19 protein-coding genes are annotated in these 20,884 nt (G+C 28.4%); 1 reads left to right on the top strand and 18 read right to left on the bottom strand.

The genetic code is table 11. The features are described 5' to 3' along the window. Positions 1-2: 2 nt before the first annotated feature. The 8 genes from ACTG46_RS03140 to queG all read right to left on the bottom strand — a co-directional run bounded on the left by ACTG46_RS03140 (position 3) and on the right by queG (position 9,340). Positions 3-764 (bottom strand): DUF6873 family GME fold protein, encoded by a 762-nt coding sequence (locus ACTG46_RS03140; RefSeq protein WP_479923590.1) that lies wholly within the window; start codon positions 762-764, stop codon positions 3-5. Between the two features lie 152 nt (positions 765-916). After that, the gene (locus tag ACTG46_RS03135; RefSeq protein WP_223152737.1) at positions 917-2,047 is read right to left on the bottom strand and encodes a BMP family ABC transporter substrate-binding protein; all 1,131 of its coding nucleotides are present in this window, start codon (positions 2,045-2,047) and stop codon (positions 917-919) included. A 40-nt stretch (positions 2,048-2,087) separates the two neighbouring features. After that, positions 2,088-3,092 carry a BMP family ABC transporter substrate-binding protein gene (locus tag ACTG46_RS03130; protein WP_479923589.1) on the bottom strand — a complete coding sequence of 335 codons (1,005 nt, stop codon included), beginning with the start codon at positions 3,090-3,092 and terminating at the stop codon, positions 2,088-2,090. Between the two features lie 271 nt (positions 3,093-3,363). Next, positions 3,364-4,209, bottom strand: a complete 846-nt coding sequence (locus tag ACTG46_RS03125; RefSeq protein ID WP_054269090.1) for a DegV family protein — start codon at positions 4,207-4,209, stop codon at positions 3,364-3,366. 34 nt (positions 4,210-4,243) lie between these two features. Next, entirely contained in the window at positions 4,244-4,714 is a 471-nt protein-coding gene (trmL, locus tag ACTG46_RS03120) for a tRNA (uridine(34)/cytosine(34)/5-carboxymethylaminomethyluridine(34)-2'-O)-methyltransferase TrmL (protein ID WP_003429657.1), read from the bottom strand. A 196-nt stretch (positions 4,715-4,910) separates the two neighbouring features. Next, positions 4,911-5,885 carry an endonuclease III gene (nth, locus tag ACTG46_RS03115; RefSeq protein WP_479923588.1) on the bottom strand — a complete coding sequence of 325 codons (975 nt, stop codon included), beginning with the start codon at positions 5,883-5,885 and terminating at the stop codon, positions 4,911-4,913. 197 nt (positions 5,886-6,082) lie between these two features. Next, positions 6,083-8,320 carry an ATP-binding protein gene (locus ACTG46_RS03110; protein ID WP_054269089.1) on the bottom strand — a complete coding sequence of 746 codons (2,238 nt, stop codon included), beginning with the start codon at positions 8,318-8,320 and terminating at the stop codon, positions 6,083-6,085. Positions 8,321-8,425: 105 nt separating this feature from the next. After that, positions 8,426-9,340, bottom strand: a complete 915-nt coding sequence (gene queG, locus ACTG46_RS03105; RefSeq protein ID WP_479923587.1) for a tRNA epoxyqueuosine(34) reductase QueG — start codon at positions 9,338-9,340, stop codon at positions 8,426-8,428. 598 nt (positions 9,341-9,938) lie between these two features. Here queG and ACTG46_RS03100 point away from each other — a divergent pair. Beyond that, complete coding sequence (locus tag ACTG46_RS03100; protein WP_021383211.1) at positions 9,939-10,343, top strand: RusA family crossover junction endodeoxyribonuclease; 405 nt, start codon at positions 9,939-9,941, stop codon at positions 10,341-10,343. 269 nt (positions 10,344-10,612) lie between these two features. Here the strand turns inward: ACTG46_RS03100 and ACTG46_RS03095 are convergent, their stop codons facing one another. From ACTG46_RS03095 to ACTG46_RS03050, 10 genes are all read right to left on the bottom strand, one after another. Continuing rightward, a complete protein-coding gene (locus ACTG46_RS03095) occupies positions 10,613-11,608 on the bottom strand; it encodes an aldo/keto reductase (protein WP_479923586.1) in 996 nt (331 codons plus the stop codon). A 130-nt stretch (positions 11,609-11,738) separates the two neighbouring features. Next, positions 11,739-12,575 carry a deoxyribonuclease IV gene (locus tag ACTG46_RS03090; protein ID WP_167639733.1) on the bottom strand — a complete coding sequence of 279 codons (837 nt, stop codon included), beginning with the start codon at positions 12,573-12,575 and terminating at the stop codon, positions 11,739-11,741. A gap of 442 nt (positions 12,576-13,017) precedes the next feature. Beyond that, positions 13,018-13,581: an ArsR/SmtB family transcription factor gene (locus ACTG46_RS03085; protein WP_054269085.1), complete on the bottom strand. Its 564-nt coding sequence runs from the start codon at positions 13,579-13,581 to the stop codon at positions 13,018-13,020. A gap of 97 nt (positions 13,582-13,678) precedes the next feature. Continuing rightward, entirely contained in the window at positions 13,679-14,608 is a 930-nt protein-coding gene (gene glsA, locus ACTG46_RS03080) for a glutaminase A (protein ID WP_479923585.1), read from the bottom strand. A gap of 307 nt (positions 14,609-14,915) precedes the next feature. Next, entirely contained in the window at positions 14,916-16,583 is a 1,668-nt protein-coding gene (locus ACTG46_RS03075) for a nucleoside kinase (RefSeq protein ID WP_054275838.1), read from the bottom strand. 73 nt (positions 16,584-16,656) lie between these two features. Next, on the bottom strand, positions 16,657-17,412 hold the full coding sequence (locus ACTG46_RS03070) for a sugar phosphate isomerase/epimerase family protein (protein WP_054269082.1): 756 nt from the start codon (positions 17,410-17,412) through the stop codon (positions 16,657-16,659). A gap of 9 nt (positions 17,413-17,421) precedes the next feature. Next, positions 17,422-17,958 (bottom strand): signal peptidase I, encoded by a 537-nt coding sequence (lepB, locus tag ACTG46_RS03065; protein WP_054269081.1) that lies wholly within the window; start codon positions 17,956-17,958, stop codon positions 17,422-17,424. Positions 17,959-18,123: 165 nt separating this feature from the next. Further along, positions 18,124-18,660 carry a signal peptidase I gene (lepB, locus tag ACTG46_RS03060; RefSeq protein ID WP_054269080.1) on the bottom strand — a complete coding sequence of 179 codons (537 nt, stop codon included), beginning with the start codon at positions 18,658-18,660 and terminating at the stop codon, positions 18,124-18,126. Between the two features lie 99 nt (positions 18,661-18,759). Continuing rightward, entirely contained in the window at positions 18,760-20,070 is a 1,311-nt protein-coding gene (locus ACTG46_RS03055; protein WP_223152742.1) for an RsmF rRNA methyltransferase first C-terminal domain-containing protein, read from the bottom strand. A 77-nt stretch (positions 20,071-20,147) separates the two neighbouring features. Further along, a complete protein-coding gene (locus ACTG46_RS03050; RefSeq protein ID WP_479923584.1) occupies positions 20,148-20,864 on the bottom strand; it encodes a PrsW family intramembrane metalloprotease in 717 nt (238 codons plus the stop codon). Positions 20,865-20,884 lie beyond the last annotated feature (20 nt).

The following is a 20,884-nucleotide window of genomic DNA, read 5'->3' as shown; positions in this document are numbered from 1 at the left end:
AGTTATCGCTCCTTTCTTGTCATGAGAGGAACTATAGAACCTATATCTAGTAAATTCTCACAGCTAAGTGTAACTATCTCCTTGTTTTTACTTTCTACAAAACTTTTTATACGTTCATAGTCAGGATGTTTTTTAACATCTCCACAAAAAGCTAGTTTATCCTTAGAAATTAACCCTGTACATCCACCTATAAATCCATAATTCATCTCAAATAAATTTATATGACCTTTTTCTATTAATAAACACTCTATTTCTGTATTCTTCATGCTTTTCCAAATACCTTTATCTGATGTTATTATAGATGTTCTATCTACTATACAGATTGAGCATTTAGAATAGCCCTGCTCTATATTTATCTTTTTAAGTTTATTATTTTCAATATAATCTAATATTACTTTATCAGTGTACTTAAAGTTATGTATAGCATAGTCACCAACTATAGCAATATTGTAAGGTATATCATAAGGGTATCTATTTAATAAATTAGCTTCTCCCTTAATTATATTAAATTTATATCTACTTAATAACTCTTTGTATTGATTATATACATTCGGCGCAACAATTATATCTCCTTTTCCTAAATTACAAATACATATATCTGGGTGATATTTTATGCTTTCATATAATTCTTTACATTCTATTGTTTTTATTATCTCTATATTTCTTAATTTTAATTCATTTTCCATTAGATAACTAATTCTTTTGTCCACCAAAGCTAGACACAAATCGTCATCTATTATAAATGGCTCTCTTGTAAATTCCATTTTTTACTCCTTTTTCTTTTTTTTGATAAATTTTTTACTTGAAATAAATAAAGTGTGTAGCAGAATTTTTCTGCTAACACACCTATTATTAGACTTTTCTATAATTAACTTACACCCATAAAGTGCATTTTTATAAACTTTTAAAACAGTTATTAATATGTATCTTTCACTTTGTTATACTCTTTTTTTATGTACTCTAAAACATCTGGTGGTATATTTCTACTACTATTTGGAGTTAATCCTATTTCTCCATCTTTTATTTTAAATTCCATTACTTTACTTCCATGAAAACCATCTTTTATAACATTCTTTATTAATTCATAGACTGGTTGTTCCACATCTTTTACAATTGAACTTATTACATTGTTTGGTGCCATATCATATTGGTCTTTATTAATAGCTATAACTTGGCCACCATTTTCTCTTGCTACCTGAATAGCTCTTTTACTATCATCCTCTGTAACTGAGAATACAACATCTCTATCAGAATCTCTCATTTCTTTTGCAATAGTTCTAGCTGACTCAGGATTTTCAAATACATTTGAGTATTTAACTAATAACTCAGCATTTTTATTTGAAGTTTTTAGACCTTTCCTAAATCCAGATTCATACTTATCCCTACTAGAACCCTCAACACCTCCTATAAAACCTACTTTACCAGTATCAGTCATTTTACCTGCAATAAGACCTGCCAAATATCCAGTAGAATTATCTTGAAATGATACTGAAACTACATTAGCAGGTTGGACTTTATAAGCATAGTCAACTATCGCAAATTGTTGTTTTGGATATTTGGTAGCATCTTCTTTAATTAACTCTGCAAACCTAGCTCCAACTGCTATTATCAAATCTGGTTCAGATTTATGTAGTTTTTCTAGACTTTCTTTAAAATTCTTAGAAGTCTTTGGTTTCTCAAGTTTTATTCTAATATCAAAATCTTTATCAGCTCTTTTTAGAGCTGATAGTACATTGTTATTATACGATTCGTTATTTAAGTTTTCAGTGTCTAATAATACTCCAACAGTTTTTCTCACATAAGAATCATCATCTTTTATTTCATATTCCTCATTATTACTTTTGTTATCTAATTTATCTTTATTTACTTTATCTTTATTTGACGATGTTGATACACTTTTAGACTCACTCTGTTTGGATTTAGCACTATTTATATTAGAATTATCTTTGTTTACTTTATCAAGTCCAAAATCAAAATCACATATAGCTAATATAAAAATTGTAAACACCACAACAAAGCAGAGCATCAATAGTCTTTTTATTTTCACAAAATTCACTCCCTGATATAGAACATGAAGTCTCTATAGATTATTTATTGTTCTTATTAACATATTCTAACACATCTGGAGGAACATTTTGAGAGCTATTTGGAGCAAGTCCAGTACTTCCAGACTGAACTGTATTTTCTATAACTTCTCCACCTTTATAATTTCCATTTACAAAACTTTGTATCATATTATAAGTAGGCTTTTCAAAATCTTTTACAATAGAGCTTATAACATTTTCTGGAGCCAAATCATGTTGGTCTTTATTAGTAGCTATAACTTTCTTATTTTTCGCTCTAACTGCATTTATTACAGTCTCTGAATCATCTTCAGTAGTAGAGAAAATAACATCTACACCATTATCCATCATTTTTTTAGCTATAGATTCAGCCGATTTACTATCCTTAAAGACATCCACATACTCAATCGAAACATCCTTTATACTACTATTAGAAAATTTAATACCTTCTTTAAAACCTGCTTCAAATTTATCTCTACTAGAACCCTTTACTCCACCAATAAAACCGACCTTATCACTTTCAGTCATCTTTCCAGCGATTAATCCAGCTAGATATCCAGATTTATTATCTTCATAAGAAATTGAAGTTATATTAGAAGGTTGCTTGTCATATTCATAATCTACAATTGCAAATTGTTGCTTTGGATATTTCTTAGCTACATTCTCCAGTGGTTTTGCAAACCTAGCTCCTACAGCTATAATTAAATCTTGATTGTCATTGCATAAAATATCTATACTATTAGAAAAAGTCGACGAATCATCTGATTCCACCTTATTTGTATCTATATTAAGTTTCTTTTTAGCATTGTCTAATGCCAATAAAGCAGCATTATTCATAACTTCATTGTTTGTTCCTTCAATATCTAGTATCATAGATATAGATTTTTTTGAATTATTTTTGTCAGTTATATTACTTTTATTATCTTTGTTAGAATTAGAATTGTTGTCAGGATTATTGCTACACCCAACCAACATTCCAGCTGTCATTGCTACGGTTAATATCAATATCAACACTTTTTTTAAATGCATCAAATTTCACTCCTTATACTTTCATGACATTTTTATATACTGCCTATAAATTTTTTATATATAATTTACACTCTTGTTTTGAACTCTTTACAATAAATCTTACTATAAAAAAGTGTGCAATAGAATTTTATCTATTTACACACTTCCCTAAAAACTAAATCTAATATATCAACACTTAATTTTATCTAAAATAAATCCAATTTAGCATATCAATATTTAATATTTTATCTTAATCTAATAAAAAAACAACTAATAATTTAAAAAATATTATTTATTTTTTTAGACATATGATACCAGTGACACCAGGTCCAGCATGTGCACCTATACACACACCAATTTGGAAAAATCTAATTTCCTTAGGTCTTAATTCATCTTCCATAACCCTAGATAATTGTTCTTTTTCCTTAAAATCATCACTATATCCTATATACACAATTTGGTCTGATAAATCATCCCCACAATTTGATTTTATCAAGTCCATCATCTTAGAAATTACATTCTTCTTTCCTCTTACTTGAGATATTTGTGAAACTAGTCCATCTTTTATCTCTAGGATAGGTTTTATATTTAATATGCTTCCTATTGCTGCTTTAGTAGATGATATTCTTCCTCCCTTTTGTAAATATTCTAGTGTATCCACCGAAAATATAACAAAAGCTTTCTCTTTTAAATCATCTAAAACAGGCAATATTTCATCAATAGACTTTCCTTCACTTGCAAGTTCTCCTGCTTTTATTACAAGTAAACCAGTTCCCATACAAAGCAAGTTAGAGTCGTATGTATATATTTTACCTTCTACATCATTTTTTGCCATTACAGCACTTTGATACGTCCCTGTGGCTGTGGCAGAACCTGCTATATAAAGTATCTCTCTATCTTCACTAGTATACTTCTCAAACACTTCCTTAAATTGGGCATAAGTAGCTTGAGAAGTTTTTGGATATGCATTTTCTTCTCTAAGCTTTTTATAAAATTCATCTCCAGATATATCGATTCTATCCTTATACTCTTTTTCCTCTAATATAACTGTTAACGAGACAATATCTATATCATATTTATCTAACAAATCTTTTGGCACGTCCGATAAACTGTCACAGATTATCTTTAGATTTTTCATTAAGTATGCTCCTTTCTCATTTAGGCTTGGTAAACTACCTCATATTAGGGTATCCTATTTGTCTTAAAGCTTCGTACACTACTATAGCAACTGAATTTGATAAATTTAGTGACCTAGCTTTTTCAACATCCAACATAGGTACTCTAATACAAGTATCCATATTTGCTTTCAACAAAGGTTCTGGTAATCCCTTTGTTTCTTTGCCAAATACTATAAAACAATTTTCTTCATATTTCACATCTGAATGTGACTGCTTAGCCTTTGTTGTAGAAAAAAAGTATTTGCTGTTTGGATACTTTTCTTGTAATTCTTCAAAGCTATCGTAATATTGTATATCAGCTATATCCCAATAGTCAAGCCCACATCTTTTTAGGTGTTTATCATCTAATGAAAAACCTAATGGCTTTACTAAATGTAAAGTTGAACCTGTTGCTGCACAAGTTCTTATTATATTTCCTGTATTTTGAGGTATTTCTGGTTCTACTAATACTATATTCAATGACATTTTTATCCTCCCTAAGTATTGCTCTTAATTTATTAAACTTTATTTTATAAACAGAATAACAATAATATTATACTATTATATATAATAATGTTAATAACAATTTTTACTTAGTTATATATAATAGTTTTCTATCTAACATTTTCATAAGTATTATTATATCAGAAAATCCCTCTTGTACAACTTACTTTGATAAAAGTTATTTCATTTCATTAATTTCTTTATAATAATTACAATCTTCTTTTATTGGGCAATCTCCACATTCTGGATTTCTAGCTTTACACATTCTTCTTCCATGAAAAATTAATACATGATGTGAGTGTGACCATCTTTCTTTTGGTATAGCTTCCATAAGTGCAAATTCTGTTTTTTGAGGATTTGGCTCATCCACTATCCCAATTCTATTGGTAACTCTAAATACATGGGTATCTACTGCTATTGCTGGTTGATTAAAGGCGTTACTAAGTACAACTCCTGCTGTTTTTCTTCCAACGCCAGGTAATTTCACAAGTTTTTCTAAACTATCTGGTACCTCACCATCATATAATTCACATAGTTGTTCAGATGTATCTTTTATTTTTTGAGATTTACTTTTATAAAGGCCACAACTTTTTATCTCTTTACTAATTTCTTCAATACTCAAGTCGGCAAAGTCTCTTGCTGTATTGTACTTTTTAAATAACTCTGATGTAACTTTATTTACCCTTACATCAGTACATTGAGCTGATAGAATAGTAGCTATCAAAAGTTCAAAGGCTGTCCCATAATTTAACTCACATGTAGCATCTGGGTATAGTTTTTCTAATTCATCTAAAATCTTGTTTACATCTTTATCATTTACTGACTTATTCTTATTCTTAGATTTACTTTTAGTTTCTTTATATGATTTTTGTGTTTTCTTATTGGAATTAGTACTCTTTGATTTTTTGCCTGTTTCAGTTTTTTTATCTTCTTCAATATCACTAAAATTTGATATATCTTTCTCATCAATTATCTTATCTTTTTTACTAATTGCTTTATTCATTTCTTTTTTAGGTTCAACTTTATTTGTATCTTTTTTATCTATATCTTCTTTCTCTTTTAGATTTTTTTCATTTATCTTTTGGTTCGCTTTTATGTCTTCATTTTCTTTTATGTCTTTTTTATTTATCTCTTTTAGATTTACATTTTTCATAATTATCCCCCTTTAAAATACTAATTTATAAGACTCTATTTATAAATAGTTTAATCATCTCAACAAAAAATAAACATCAATATATAAAATATACAAAATAAAAATTCAATCTACATATATTTCACAAAAAAAGCAAAAACCTATTAAAGTTCTTGCTTTTTATTATACATAAATACCCATTAAATTCTATAATAAACTTATTCTTTTGACACAGTTTGTATCTTACTAAAGGATATCAATTTTTCTTTTACTAATTTCTTTATTTCTTCAAATTTAACATCTGTCAGTATCTCTATAGCCTCTTCTACTCTTTCAACTGTATATATCTTAAATTTCCCATCTAATATAGCATCATTAACTTCATCTGATAAAACAAGGTTTCTCTGATTCTTCTTAGGAATTATAACTCCTTGCTCACCATTTAATCCTTTAGTCCTACATATAGAATAAAATCCTTCTATTTTTTCACTTATTCCACCAACCACTTGTATATCTCCCTTTTGATTTATAGAGCCTGTAACAGCAATATTCTGCTTAATTGGCACTCCACTAAGAGATGACAATAGTACATATAATTCTGCCGAAGAAGCACTATCTCCATCTATTCCACCATAATTTTGTTCAAAACAGATATATGCATTTAGTGACATTATTAAATCCTGTGCAAAGTTCTCAGAAAGATAACCGCCTAATATAAGCACTCCTTTGTTATGTATAGAGCCACTCATATTTACTTCTCTTTCTATATTTACTATGCCTTTACTTCCTGGACTAGTGGTTGCTGTAATCCTTGAAGCTCTACCAAAAGAGTACTCTCCCGTACTTAATACAGATAGACCATTTATCACTCCAACCTGTTTTCCCTCTGTCTCTATTAAAGTAAATCCATTTTCAATTGATTCATCCATATGTGTCTCTACCCTATTAATTCTTTTTCTCTTTTCACTTATTGCTTTCTTAACATCACACTGCTCTGTATATCTTGAATTTCTAAATTCTGCATATGCACTTCCTTCTATTACAACTTCCATTATTTTATTAAATTTAGTTGATAATTTTCCTAAATCACCAGACAGTCTAGTGCTAAATTTGACAACTTCACCAACAGCTTCCTTAGTAAAATGTCTTAAATTATTCTTATCACATTGAGATGCTATAAATCTTGCAATTCCCTCTTCATTATTTTCATTCTTATCCATTTCACTATCAAAATCCACGAATATTTTAAAATATTTTTCAAAATCTTCATCATATCTGTATAGAATATCATATATATAGTGGCTTCCAATCAATATTAATTTTACATTTAATGGCATATTTTCTGGCTTAATTGCTGTCTGGGTTTCCAATATTACTTTTTTTGTTTGCAAAGTCTTTTTAAGGATTTCCCAAGACATCGTATATTTTAATAACTGGTCTGCATAAATCACTAAGTAACCACCATTAGCCCTATGAAATGCTCCTGATAATAGTTTTGTAAAATCAGTCTTTATATTGCCATTTGCATAATCGTATTCTGCCTTTCCAAATAAATTTGCAGGACTTGGATTTATCTCTACTATAACAGGTGCTGATTCTTTGTTTTTTGAACCTCCGTTGTCTACAAATAGGTTGATTTTATATTTAATAAAATGTTCTTTATCATATTTATCTTTTAATTCATCTTCATCTAAATAGAATAAGTACATATATTCTATTATATCTTTTTTTACTTTTTCCAAATAAGCTTGGATTTTATCATAATTTTCATATTTTTCGCACAATGTCTTGATGTGAGGTTCTACTACAAGTTTAGCTATCTCTTCTTCAAGCTCTAACACAGCTTTTTCAGCTATTTCTTCTAAATCTTTAATTTTATATACGACCTGTATAGCCATGTTTTCCAGTTCTCTTTTTGCCTTATAGAACTCCTCATCAGATATGTCACTTTCATCTTCCTCTTCTTTCAAAGGTATAAAGACTATTCCCATTTTACTCTGTTTTAATTTAAATCCTTTTTCTTCTCCGTACTTCTTAATTTGCTTTAGTAACATATCTTTTTCTATTTCATATTCGTCCAAAAGTTTATTTTTTTCTATTTCAAAGCTTTCACTTTCAAACGCATTTTTAAAATCTTCTAAAAGACTCTCAATTAACTTCTCCATGTCTTTCTTAAGTTCTCTTCCAAACCCTTTTTCTAACTCAACTATAATAGGCTCTCTAGGGTTTTCAAAATTATATATATAGCACCAATCTTTATGTGTATTTTTTTTGGATGCATATTCATTCAAAACCTTTAAGGCATAAGTACTTTTTCCTGTTCCAGATTCACCAGCTAAGTATATGTTATAGGCTGGATTACTTATTCTTAGACCTAATTCCATAGCTTCTACAGCTCTTTCTTGACCTAGTATACAATCTAGTGGATTTATTTCAGATGTATTATTATATTTCAATATTCCCCCACCTCCCCATATTTAACGTTAATGATATAATATGACTTTGATACAATAAGTGTTAAAGTAAGTTCACATTAAAGTATATGAAATAGACTCTTATTATTAGTCATTATACTTATCTAAAATTATTTCCATATTTCTCTTTATTATATTTCTGCCCCTCCAACTAAATGCTCTATCTCCATATCTCCTTTTAAATTCTTTATTTGAAATATTTTGTATCTCATCATAGTCCAAATAATCTATTATATTTTCTTTAAATTCCAAAATATGAGTTGTTGGTATTCCAACATTATGTGGACATACTTCTTGACAGATATCACACCCAAATACCTTTTTACTACTCTTTAAAACAGATTTTTCTTCCTCTGACAAATCTCCTTTTTTTTGAGTTATATATGATAAACATTTCTTGGGATTCATATCATAATTTCCTAATATAGCATTTCCCGGACAATATTTTACACACTTACCACATTTAAAACAGCTTTTTTCTAGTGGTTTATCTTCCTCAAATTTATAATTATTTACTATATATCCTATAAATATATAAGAACCATACTCATCAGTTATGATGTTATTGTTTATTCCAAAATATCCTATACCTGATAAATAAGCTAAATATCTGTCAACTAATGGCCCATTATCAGCAAATATCTTGTATTTAAAATCCTCTACTGTTTTGGATATATAATCACAAATTTGTTGTAAAAAGTCCTTTACTACAATATGATAATCCTTTCCACGACAATATTTTGATAAATTTGAATTTTCGATTTTTTCTTGTCTATTTATATGATATGGAAATGCACATACTATTATAGAATTAGCTTCCTCCATTATATTTCTTGGATTAATCCTGTTATCAATTATTGGTTCTTCCATCCCAGTCAAATAATCTTTTTCCTGTCTATCTTCAAGTATCTTTTTTAGATTGTCATACTTGTCTATACCAGCTATTCCTACACACTTTAATCCTATAAGATTACAAAATTCTTTTAATTCCTTATTATTCATAAAATTATTCCTTTTTAATCTATTTAATACTACTTAATCTATTTAATACTACTTAATCTATTTAACCTATTTAATTTAGGTTATAAAACTACAATTATTATTACTATATTATAAAATGAGCTAAATTATAATATAAGCCTCATCTCTTTATAATAATATCCATTTATACTTTAATATAACTTGTTTTATATACTCTATTTCTTATTATTCTACAATAACAACTTAGTTTAAACTTTTTTTACTATTTTTTTAGTAATCATCTTACTAATATGATTTCTCTACTTTACTCCAATACTTATATAACTCAAACTTCACCATGTAATTAAATCATCATCTATTTTCCATTTTAATATAATATAATTTTTATATTTTCAACAATGTAATACATATCATACTGATAAATTATAGTCACAAAATTAAATATAACTTTAACTTGCAATTATATAGTGTATTTTACATTTTTAAATTTACCATTCATAATAGGCAATATAAATTTTATCATATCTAAATTTATCACTTACAAAAACATTAAAAATAAGAATTTGCTTTTAAATCATCCACAGATTATAATAAATACTGTATAAGGATGGTGAACAATTTGATTAAAATAACAATTCCAGGTAGACCCATTAGTAAATCTAATTTTAAACTTCATAATATAAATGGTCAAGCATGGATGCCTTCAAAGGGAAAGTATTCTAAGTATTTAGCATATGAAAACATGATTGCAGGTTTTATAAACCAACAGTATCAAGGAGAAACTGTTGAAGAAAATCTAATAACTGTTTTAAAATTATACTTCCCAAACAAGAGAATGGGAGACTTACATAATTATCCAAAGAGTATTTGTGATGGTATTGAAAAAAGCGGAATAATAAAAAATGATAAACAACTTAAGCCAGTACTTTTATTCGACTTTATCGATAAGGATAACCCTAGGGTTGAAATTGAACTTTATCCAGTATCTAAATATGATATATCTTATAATATTTTTGAGAAATAAAGATTTTATATACTAATTGATACTATAGTAATGCTATACAAACTATAACAATAATATTTGTGCTATAGCTATACTCACACAAATTTTAAATTTATATGATACTTGTAGCTATGTAAATTTAGTACTTATAAAATTACTGCATTCATATAAATTTAACATTTGTATATAAAGATGTATCCATATAAATAAAACATATTCACATAAATAAAGCATATCCATATAAAAAGAAATCGGAGTAAACTTACTACACCGATTTCAACAAATAAAATCTATCCTAATTTTTCGACAACAGTCTTTAACATTTCTCTTATTGGAAGTTCATATGGACATCGACTCTCACAAAGACCACAGTCAATACACTCAGTAGGTTTAACATCCATAACCTCATACTTTTCTTTAGCCCACTCTTCAAGTCCATATCTAGTATAATATCCTTCACATAAAAAGCTCAATGGTATATTTATTCCAACAGCACAAGGCATGCAGTATTCACATCTTCTACAGAATTTTTTACCTAAAGAATTTCTTATTTCCTCAATTTCTTTATTATCTTTTTCATCTAGCACAAGATTTTCAAGTACAGCAACATTCTGTCTAACCTGTTCAACACTTTCCATCCCTGGTATAACTACATCTATATAGTCTTTAGATAATATGTACTTAATAGCCAATGTAGCATTATCTAAAGCCCCTCCAGCTAAAGGCTTCATTACTATTATTCCAATCCCTTTTTCATGAGCCTTTTTAAATACCTCATCTGCTTGTCCTTCAACTATATTGTAAGGAAACTGTATAGTGTCAAATTTTCCACCTTCTATAGCTTTTTCTATAGTACTTAAATTATGGCTAGTTATCCCGATGTGCTTTATCTTACCTTGTTCTTTTGCCTCTAAAAGAGCATTATAAGCCATCTTATCTTTAAAAAGATTGTCATACTCCTCTTCTTTAACATTATGGAATTGATATAAATCTATAAAATCAGTTTTGAAATTATTCAAACTTATCTCAACATCTCTCTTCATTGAGTCATAATCTCTAGACATACTTTTAGTAGCTAAGAAAAATTTATCTCTTTTCCCTTCAAGAGCAATTCCAATTGCTTCCTCACTTATTGTATACCCTCTTGCACTGTCAATAAAGTTTATTCCTTGTTTTTCTAACTCATTTATGACTAAGTTAGTATCCTCTTGAGTAATTCTTTGTATTGGAATTCCCCCAAAGCCAACTCTCTTTATTTTCATATTGGTATTGCCTAAATTTCTCATATCTTTCCCCACCTAACTTTTAATTAATTTTTATATAATATAAATGTATCACTTTTAATTATACAATAAATTATGAGAATTTTTGCAATATATTTATATTCTATTAAAATTACACATAGCAAATAAAATTTTATTTACTAGATAGTATCTCTTTTATCATTTTAAGTTCTCTCTTATGACCTTCATCATCAAAAGGAGTCTCTAAGAAAAATGGTAGGTCTTTCAGGCTAGGATGTTCCATAAAATCAATCAATGCTTTTAATCCTATCTTTCCTTCTCCTATAGGAGCATGTCTGTCCTTTTTATCTCCAAATGGCATCATACTATCATTTAGATGAACAGTTTTTAACTTATCTATCCCTATAATCTTATCAAATTCTTCTAAGACTCCATCTAAATCGTTTACTATATCATATCCAGCTGAAAAAATATGACATGTATCAAGACACACACCTATTCTTTCTTTGTGTTCAATTTCATCTATTATACTTTTTAATTGCTCAAACTTAAATCCTATTTCAGTTCCTTTTCCTGACATAGTTTCAAGAAGTATAGTTATATTTTCATCACCCTTAATAGCATTATTCAATCCTTTTACTATTCTCTCTATACCAAAATCTACTCCACCACCTACATGACTACCTGGGTGAAAACACATGTATTCAATTCCTAGTGAATCCATCCTTCTTATATCTTCATCTATCACTCTTGTCGCAAATTCGTATACATCATCCTTTGTACCACCTAAATTCATAGTGTATGGAGCATGTGCAAGTAATGGTGCAAAATTATTTGCCTTTCTAATCTCTTGAAACTTAGCTATATCTTTTTCATCAAATTCTTTAGCATTTCCTCCTCTTGGATTTCTACTAAAAAATTGAAATGTATTTGCACCAATGTATACAGCTGTCTCAGCTGCTTTAGCAAATCCTTTTGCTATTGAAAGATGTGTTCCTAATTTAATCATATTAATCTCCTTTTATTTTTACTTAGATTCTTATTTGTACTTATATTTGTGCTAAATTTTAATTATAAATTTCTAATAAGTAAGTTTTTATTTTAATACAACTTTAATCAATTTCATGTATATTAATTTTAAATTTTAATATTTACAATTTAATTATACCCATTTTAAGAAATTTCAAATATTATAATCTTATAGATTATTTAGCCACTCCTTACATATATCTATATATGTCTTACATTTTAATTATAATTTTACTACATTTCATTTGTATATCTATTACAATTTAATTATATATATTTTATAATCCTTTATATAAACAGGCAAAAAAATAGAGACTAAAAATCATTTTTTACTCATACCAAAAACTATTTTTTGATTATTAAGTAAATTCTGATGTTCAATCTCTAACTTTATGTTTTTAATTAATCCATAATTAATGGTTCTAACTAGGACATTCTTCCTCAAGTGTAGGAATTACAACCATTGCTATATCATACTTAGAACCTTCAACGTTGTGTTGTCTTTTATTTAAAATTTCATCTATCTTTGACTTCATAGCATCACTGAGTTCAACTAATTCATCATGAGTAAGAGAAATATCATGATAATCAACTATATTTTCATTTTCTAAAACATCTTCTTCTGCTGCCTTATAAAAAACTTCACTCATGTTTTCAAATTTTGATATGTACAATTCTTCTTTTTCTTCCCCATTGTCTAAAGAAAAATTAAGTATCCTATTCCCTATAACCACATTTTTTGCACTTGGATAATAGTATTTTTCCACAATCCCCGACTTTATTTTTTCCTCAACTAATTCTAAAATACCAACTTTGTATAACATTTTTATATGGTAGTTTATTTTTGCATGAGGTTCTTCCAATAATTGAGATAATTGTTTTGCTGACAATGGCGATTTGTCAAATGCTTTTAGAATATCTATTCTACGTGGATGCGCAATAGCCTTTATGCACTCCAAATCTCGTAATACCAATACCTCTTTCATTGACCCCTCCTAAAAAATTTATTTAATTCATATTTCTTTACAATTTAATTATATATTAAATTATATGTTGTTGTCAAAAAAATCCTTTCTTAAAATTTTAAAAAATATTTAATTTGAGTTTATTTGACAACTCCTCTAAAACTTTAACTCCTGCGACGCTGTTACCTTTTTTGTCAAGTGCAGGTCCATAAACACCAATACCCATACGTCCTGGCACAGAAGCCATTATACCACCCCCAACTCCAGATTTTGCAGGAATCCCAACTTTAATAGCAAATTCCCCAGAAGCATCATACATTCCACAAGTCATCATAAATGTTTTGACAATTCTAGAAACCATTTCACTCATCAAATGCTCACCATTTTCTATGTCTACTCCATAATTAGCAAGATTTATGCCAATTCTGGCTAAATCTACAGAATCTACTTCAATTGAGCATTGTTTAAAATAAAGGTCTAAAACATCTTCTACATTACCTCTGATAAACCCATCACTTTTTAATAAGTAAGCCATTGCTCTGTTTCTATCTCCAGTCATTTTTTCAGACTTATAGACATCATAGTTTATTCCTATATTATCATTCTTTGCTAATTTCCTAAAGAAACTAAGCATTCTTTCTTCTTTTTCTTCCAAACAGCTCCCATTTATAAGAGAAGTAGTTACTATAGCCCCTGCATTTATCATTGGATTACAGGGTTTTTTTGTGTCATTAATTTCAAGTTTCATTATAGAATTAAATGGGTCTCCACTTGGCTCCATTCCAACGTTTGAAAAAACGTCTTCCCAATCATTGTCCATAAGTGCCATAGCAAGCACAATTGGTTTTGAAATACTCTGTATAGTAAACTTTGTGCTACAATTTCCAGTACTGTAAAGATTGTTTTCACTATCTATGATACAAATTCCTAAATCATTTCTTCTAGCATTTTTTAATTCTGGTATGTAACTAGCAACTTGTCCATAATTAGTATATTTCTTATTAGAACTTATAATTTCTTTTAATAATGTCTCATCTAACGTATTCATAGGCACCTCTTATATTATGATATATATATTCTATTTTAGCACAGATTTATACTATAATAAAACAGTGTTAAAAAAAATTATACTTTAAAACTATTTTTTACAAGAATTTATTCATTTTTCAAACAATTTAACTATTTTAACAATTTATTAATTCAATATTTTAAACTTCAAATTTTTATGTCTTTATGTCTTCATGGTTTCAAATATGTATTTTAAAACTTATAACTATTATAGCAAAATAAAATGGCAGTTTTTTCAACTGCCATTTTATTACTAATAAATCTAAAGACAAATACTATAGTCCAGATTAATCGACTATTTTACTTCCTCCAATAAATTCTCTAAGAATTGAAGTCCCTGGTATATCAGAAGTATCATCTAGCTCTACAAAATACTGCAAAAACTTTAGTAATCTAGTTGCTTCAATGTGAGCAGGATTATCTTCTTTTATCTCTTCCAGCAAGGGCTTAGCAAATCGCTTTAAAACTGCTAATTCATATACACAAGCAGAATTAAATATAGCATCTGCTTCATCTTGATATGGGAATATATTCTTCTTTTCGCCTCTTCTAACTGATGCCCATTGTAAGATAGTATTATCAGCACTATAACCTCTAAAATTATAATCTCTAACAATTCTTCTTATCATTCTTAAATCAGCAGTAGGAATTCTATTATGGTCATCCAAGTTTATTTGAGTAAGGGCACTTATGTATATCTTAAATTTATCTTCATCTGGTATAGATGACGTTAAAATAGGATTTAGCCCATGTATACCTTCTAGTATAATTGGTTGGTTTGAGTCTATCTTTATTTTTTTACCAGTATATTCTCTCTTTCCTTCTTTGAAGTTGAATCTTATAGCATCAATTTCTTCTCCTGCTAAAAGACTCTTTAAGTCTAAGTTAAATTTTTCTAAATCTATAGCATAAATTGATTCAAAATCATAATTTCCATATTCATCTAAAGGAGTATGTTTTCTATCTATAAAATAGTCATCTAAAGAAATCGAAATAGGATTTAAATTATTTACTCTGAGGTGTATAGATAATCTATGAGCAAAACTTGTTTTTCCAGATGAAGATGGAGCTGCTATTAAGACTACTCTCTTATTATTCTCTTTTATCATATCTGCTATTTGAGATAATTTTTTTTCATGTAACGCTTCAAATGTTCTTATTATGTCCCCATATTCTTTGTTTTCTATTATCTTATTAAGTGATACTACCTTGTCAATTCCCATAAGTCTTGACCATTCTTCCGCTTCATAATATACGCTTGATAATTTAGGCTGAGGTATAAATTTCATAGGTTTAGTCTTATCTTCTTCACTAGGGCCTAGAATTATAACTCCTCCATTGTAAAGCTTAATATCAAATGATTTTATATAAGCAGTTGATGGTAGCATATACCCATAAAAATGGTCTATATAGTTTCTACACTTATATACTTTAGCACTATCATACTCTTTATACTTTAAAAGCTCTGCCTTTTCATACATTTCATTGTTTTCAAATATGGAAATAGCTTCGTCTCTTGTAACTTCAATTTTTTCTATGGTATAATCATTGTTTACTATCTCTTGCATCTTGTTTTTTATATTTTCAACATCCACTTCTTTAAGTTTTCTATCTATGTGAACTTCACAGTATAGCCCACCAGATAGTGAATGTTCTATTGTAACTCTACTATCCCAAAATATTTCTCTGCAAGCCATTACAAATACAAATGACATGACTCTAAAGTAAACTCTCTCACCATCTTCATTAGTAGTATCTAAAAAATTTATCTCACAATCATTCTTCACTCTGCAATTTAACTCTTTTAACTTATTATCCACAACTGCAAGTGTTATATAACCCTTATGCTCATCACAAAATTCTTTTGCTATATCACCTAGTCTAATTCCTAAAGAGTTTTCTTCTAGCGAATATTCTTTATTTTTTCCGTCTATTTTTAAGTTTATTTTTTTCACTTCAACATCTCCTTCCTTTTGATGAATACAAATTTTAATCAACGAGGCATATCAACAAGTTAAAGAGAGGTATTTAACCCTCTCCTACAATACGATTCAATTTACTTATAGTATCTTCAATGTCTTCGTAGTTTATTTCTAATACTAAATATTCTGCATCTAACTTTAAGACCTCTTTAATTCCCTCTTCAGATAAAATTCCTTTTCCTATGCCTACATGTGTATCATTGATACCATCATTATCACTTAAGTGTATCAACTTTATTTTATCCTTCAAGTTCTTTATATAATCATCCTCATCAATTAAACAGTGTCCAGTATCGTAACAAAAACAAATCTTAGAATTTTTAATCCTATTAAATATATATTCAAAATCATAGGATATATTTCCAATATTTGAAAAATCCCCACTTTTTGAATATGTATTCTCTATACATATATACGAGTTTGTATTTACCTTATCTAAAAAATCTACACTATTGTCTAAATACTTGTTTCTATTCTTTTTAATCCTATTTGTCATAACATAGCCCAAATGAAGATTAAAATACCTTATATCAAAGCCTTTGAGCTCAAATTCTATTTTCTCAATAAAATTTATCCATGAATCTCGTATATACTCTATATTTTCGCAAGTATTTAACTCCATAGGTAAGTGTATCCCTACAGATAATCCTAGTTTAGAAATTCTATCTTTATATTTACATAACTCACTACATTCATATATATTGTCAATCCCAATCTCTAAATGAGTTATTTGCTCTATTTTTTCACAAATATCTAAAGCCTCCTCAAGATTAAACAATAAGGATGCTACACCAACTGCCATACAAATCACCTACTCAAAAATGCCTATATCTGTAAAAGGAAATACTCTTAAAATAACCTTCCCTTTAATATTTTGCTCATCTACTAATCCTACTTCTTTATATCTACTATCCAAGCTTACTTCCCTATTATCTCCCATCGCAAATACTTTTCCCTTAGGAATCACCATATCAATATCGCCTTCAGTATAATTATCATGTATATATGAAACTTCATTTAATAACTTGCCATTTATATAAACCTTTGAATCACTAATCTTTAGATGGTCACCAGGTACACCTATAACCCTTTTTACAAGTTCTTTTTTTCTTCCATCATCTTGTAATAAGTCAGTCTTAAATATCATTATATCTCCACATTTTGGTTCTGATAATTTATATGTCATCCTATTTGCTACCAAATAGTCATGTGACTTAAGTGTTGGGTACATAGATTCTCCATTTACTAGTGTTGGTTTTATAAAACGAGTTATAATAAATGCAAAAAAAAGTGCAGTAATAATTATTTTTATCCACTCTACAATCTCTTCTTTAATAGTTTCATTCATTCACAAATTCTCCTTTATAGTTATATTATCTTTATTAATAATGCATTTCTAACATTATCTTTTAGATAAGTCTACTAAATAAGGTGTTGTCTTTTTTATACAGACAACTATTGTGCATGGTCTGGTGATTTCAGTTAATCAGCGATTGCTCCAAATTTTATATGTTTAGTCAATAGTTCCTATCTTAGAAAATGGATACAATCTGACTAGAACCTTTCCTAAAACGGTATGCTCGTCGACCAATCCAACCTCATCGTATCTACTATCTAAACTTTTTTCTCTATTATCCCCCATAGCAAATAATTTTCCTTCTGGAACTACGATATCAATATCTCCATCAGTACGATTATTATGTATATAGGAAGTCTCATTTAACAATTTATCATTTACATATACCTTGGAGTCTTGTATTTTTACATGGTCACCAGGAACTCCGATGACTCTTTTTACTAAGTCTTTTTTCTTTCCATTTTCTTCTGTTAAGTCGGTTTTGAATACTATTATATCTTTGTATTTTGGCTCTCCTACCTTGTACGCGATTCTATTAACTATTAGGTAGTCACGTTCAACCAGTGTAGGATACATTGATTCTCCCTTAACTATTGTTGGCACTATAAAACGAGTTATTGCAAATGCCAGAACAAGAGCTATGACAATCACTTTTATCCACTCTACAATTTCTTTTTTAACTGCTTCACCCACTAAAATCGTCTCCTCTGTGTTAAATATTAAGTCAATCTACAGCAAAATAATCTACCATAAACTTACAATATAAATATTATACTTCTTTTTTCTACTAGTTTAAAATAATTTTCTAAGACCTTTAGGATAATGATTCTTAATTACACCAGCAGATTCTTTTCCCCAACCTAAAGGTATGCCTTCAACTGATACCAAAACCCAGCCTCTACTTTCATTAGAATTTACAACATCCCCTTTTAAGTATTTAAGAATTGAATCACTCTGTACACTAAAGTTTTCGACATTTTTTACATCTTCAACCTTTAAATAATGAGATAGTGCATGAGAAGGCTCAAATCTATTCTTCTTTAAAACCCCTAAATGCAAACCGTATCTCAATACTTTTAGTTTTTTCGTATCTGGATATACTTCTGGAAGTAGGTACAGGTTTTCTCCTCTTAAATAAAATTTATTTTTTTTATTACTATAAAAATCAACCTTTAAAAATTTCTTTTCAAACTCCCTATAATCCTTTATTTCTTTATCTAAATTTTTTATTTTTAATTCTTTGACATTACACTCTTCATCTTCCAATTTTTTTATCTTGGCAACAAAATGACCTTCTCCCTTTATTTTATGGGGCCATAATCTTTCCATTTCAATAAGTTCTGCATATGGATATTCACTGATAAACTCATTTATAACATGTTCATTTTCTTCTCTTGAAAAAGTACATGTTGAATAAATTAAAATACCATCCTTCTTCAACATTTTATATCCATCTCTTATAATTTCTTTTTGAATAGATTGACATTCTAATACCTTTGCATAACTCCAATCTGATATGGCCACCTCGTCCTTTCTAAACATACCCTGACCAGAGCAAGGTGCATCTATAACCACCTTATCAAAATACCCATTAAATGTCTTTCTTAAGCTTTTAGAATCGGTATTTGTTATAATACAATTTCTCACTCCAAATCGCTCTAGGTTTTCACCTAAAGCCTTAATTCTACTAGCATTAATTTCATTAGAGACCAATAGACCTGTATCATTTAATTTAGACAATATATATGTAGATTTCCCACCAGGAGCAGCACACATATCGAGTACCTTATCGCCCTCTTTAATATCTGCTTTTGGTATCACACTCATGGCAGAAGGCTCTTGCAAATAATATGCTCCAGCCTCATGCAGTGGATTTCTACCAGGTCTATTGATTTTATCATCATAATAAAAACCCTCTTCTGCCCATGGTATCTGTGACAAATCAAATAAATTTAAATCCAACAGTTTCTTTTTATCAATTTTTAATGTATTTATTCTAAGACCAGTAGTCTTATCTTCATCATAACTTTTTATAAAATCATCATATTCATCCTGTAGTATTTCTCTAATATCTTCTAAAAATTCTTCTGGTAAATTCGCCAAATTTATAATCCCCCTTCAATCTGCTTCGTTTGTTTGTCATTTATTTATTTTAACTGTTTATGTCTTTTGCTTGAACTCTATTTTCTTTTCTTTTTCTTAAGATTACCGAAAAACACTTTTTTAGAGTGATTCATATATTTATCAAGTTTATCAAGATTTACCTTCCACAAAAGTATCACATAAACTATAAGTAATATAATAGCCCATCTATATTCTATCATCAATATAAAATCAAAAACTCCATGTAATAAAATTGGAATCAATACAGCCATAAATAAGTACTCACATCTCTTGTTTTTATTTCCTTCAAACTTATACTTAGAGATATAATATCCCATAGTAATAGCAAACATTACATGAGCTGGAATAGAGATAATCGCTCTATTAATACCAACTTGAAGGGCTAAATTACCACTTTCAGAAAAAATATAGACTATATTCTCAATTGTTGCAAATCCCAAAGATAAAAATACAGAGTAAATAATACCATCTAACTTTTCGGTAAAATGTTTTTCTTTAATTAGTGCAGGAATTAGTATCAGAGCTTTTACACCTTCTTCTACAAGCCCTGCAACTACAAATGATACATATATTAGTTCTGAATATCCTTCAAATACATTAAATTTCATCAGTAAATTTTCTAAAAGTATAATTATAATACTTAAAAAAGCACCTATTAAAAAAAATTTAATTAAATGAATTAAAGGCTCTCTACAATATTTATCTTTAGACCTTATCCAAAATAGCCCTATCAATATAGGAACTATTGCCAATAAAAATAAATCCAGCTTCATAAACTATTTTCCTTTCAAAA

The sequence above is a fragment of the Clostridioides sp. LIBA-7678 genome (assembly GCF_056716065.1).
This window is presented reverse-complemented; position numbering and strand designations above follow the sequence as displayed.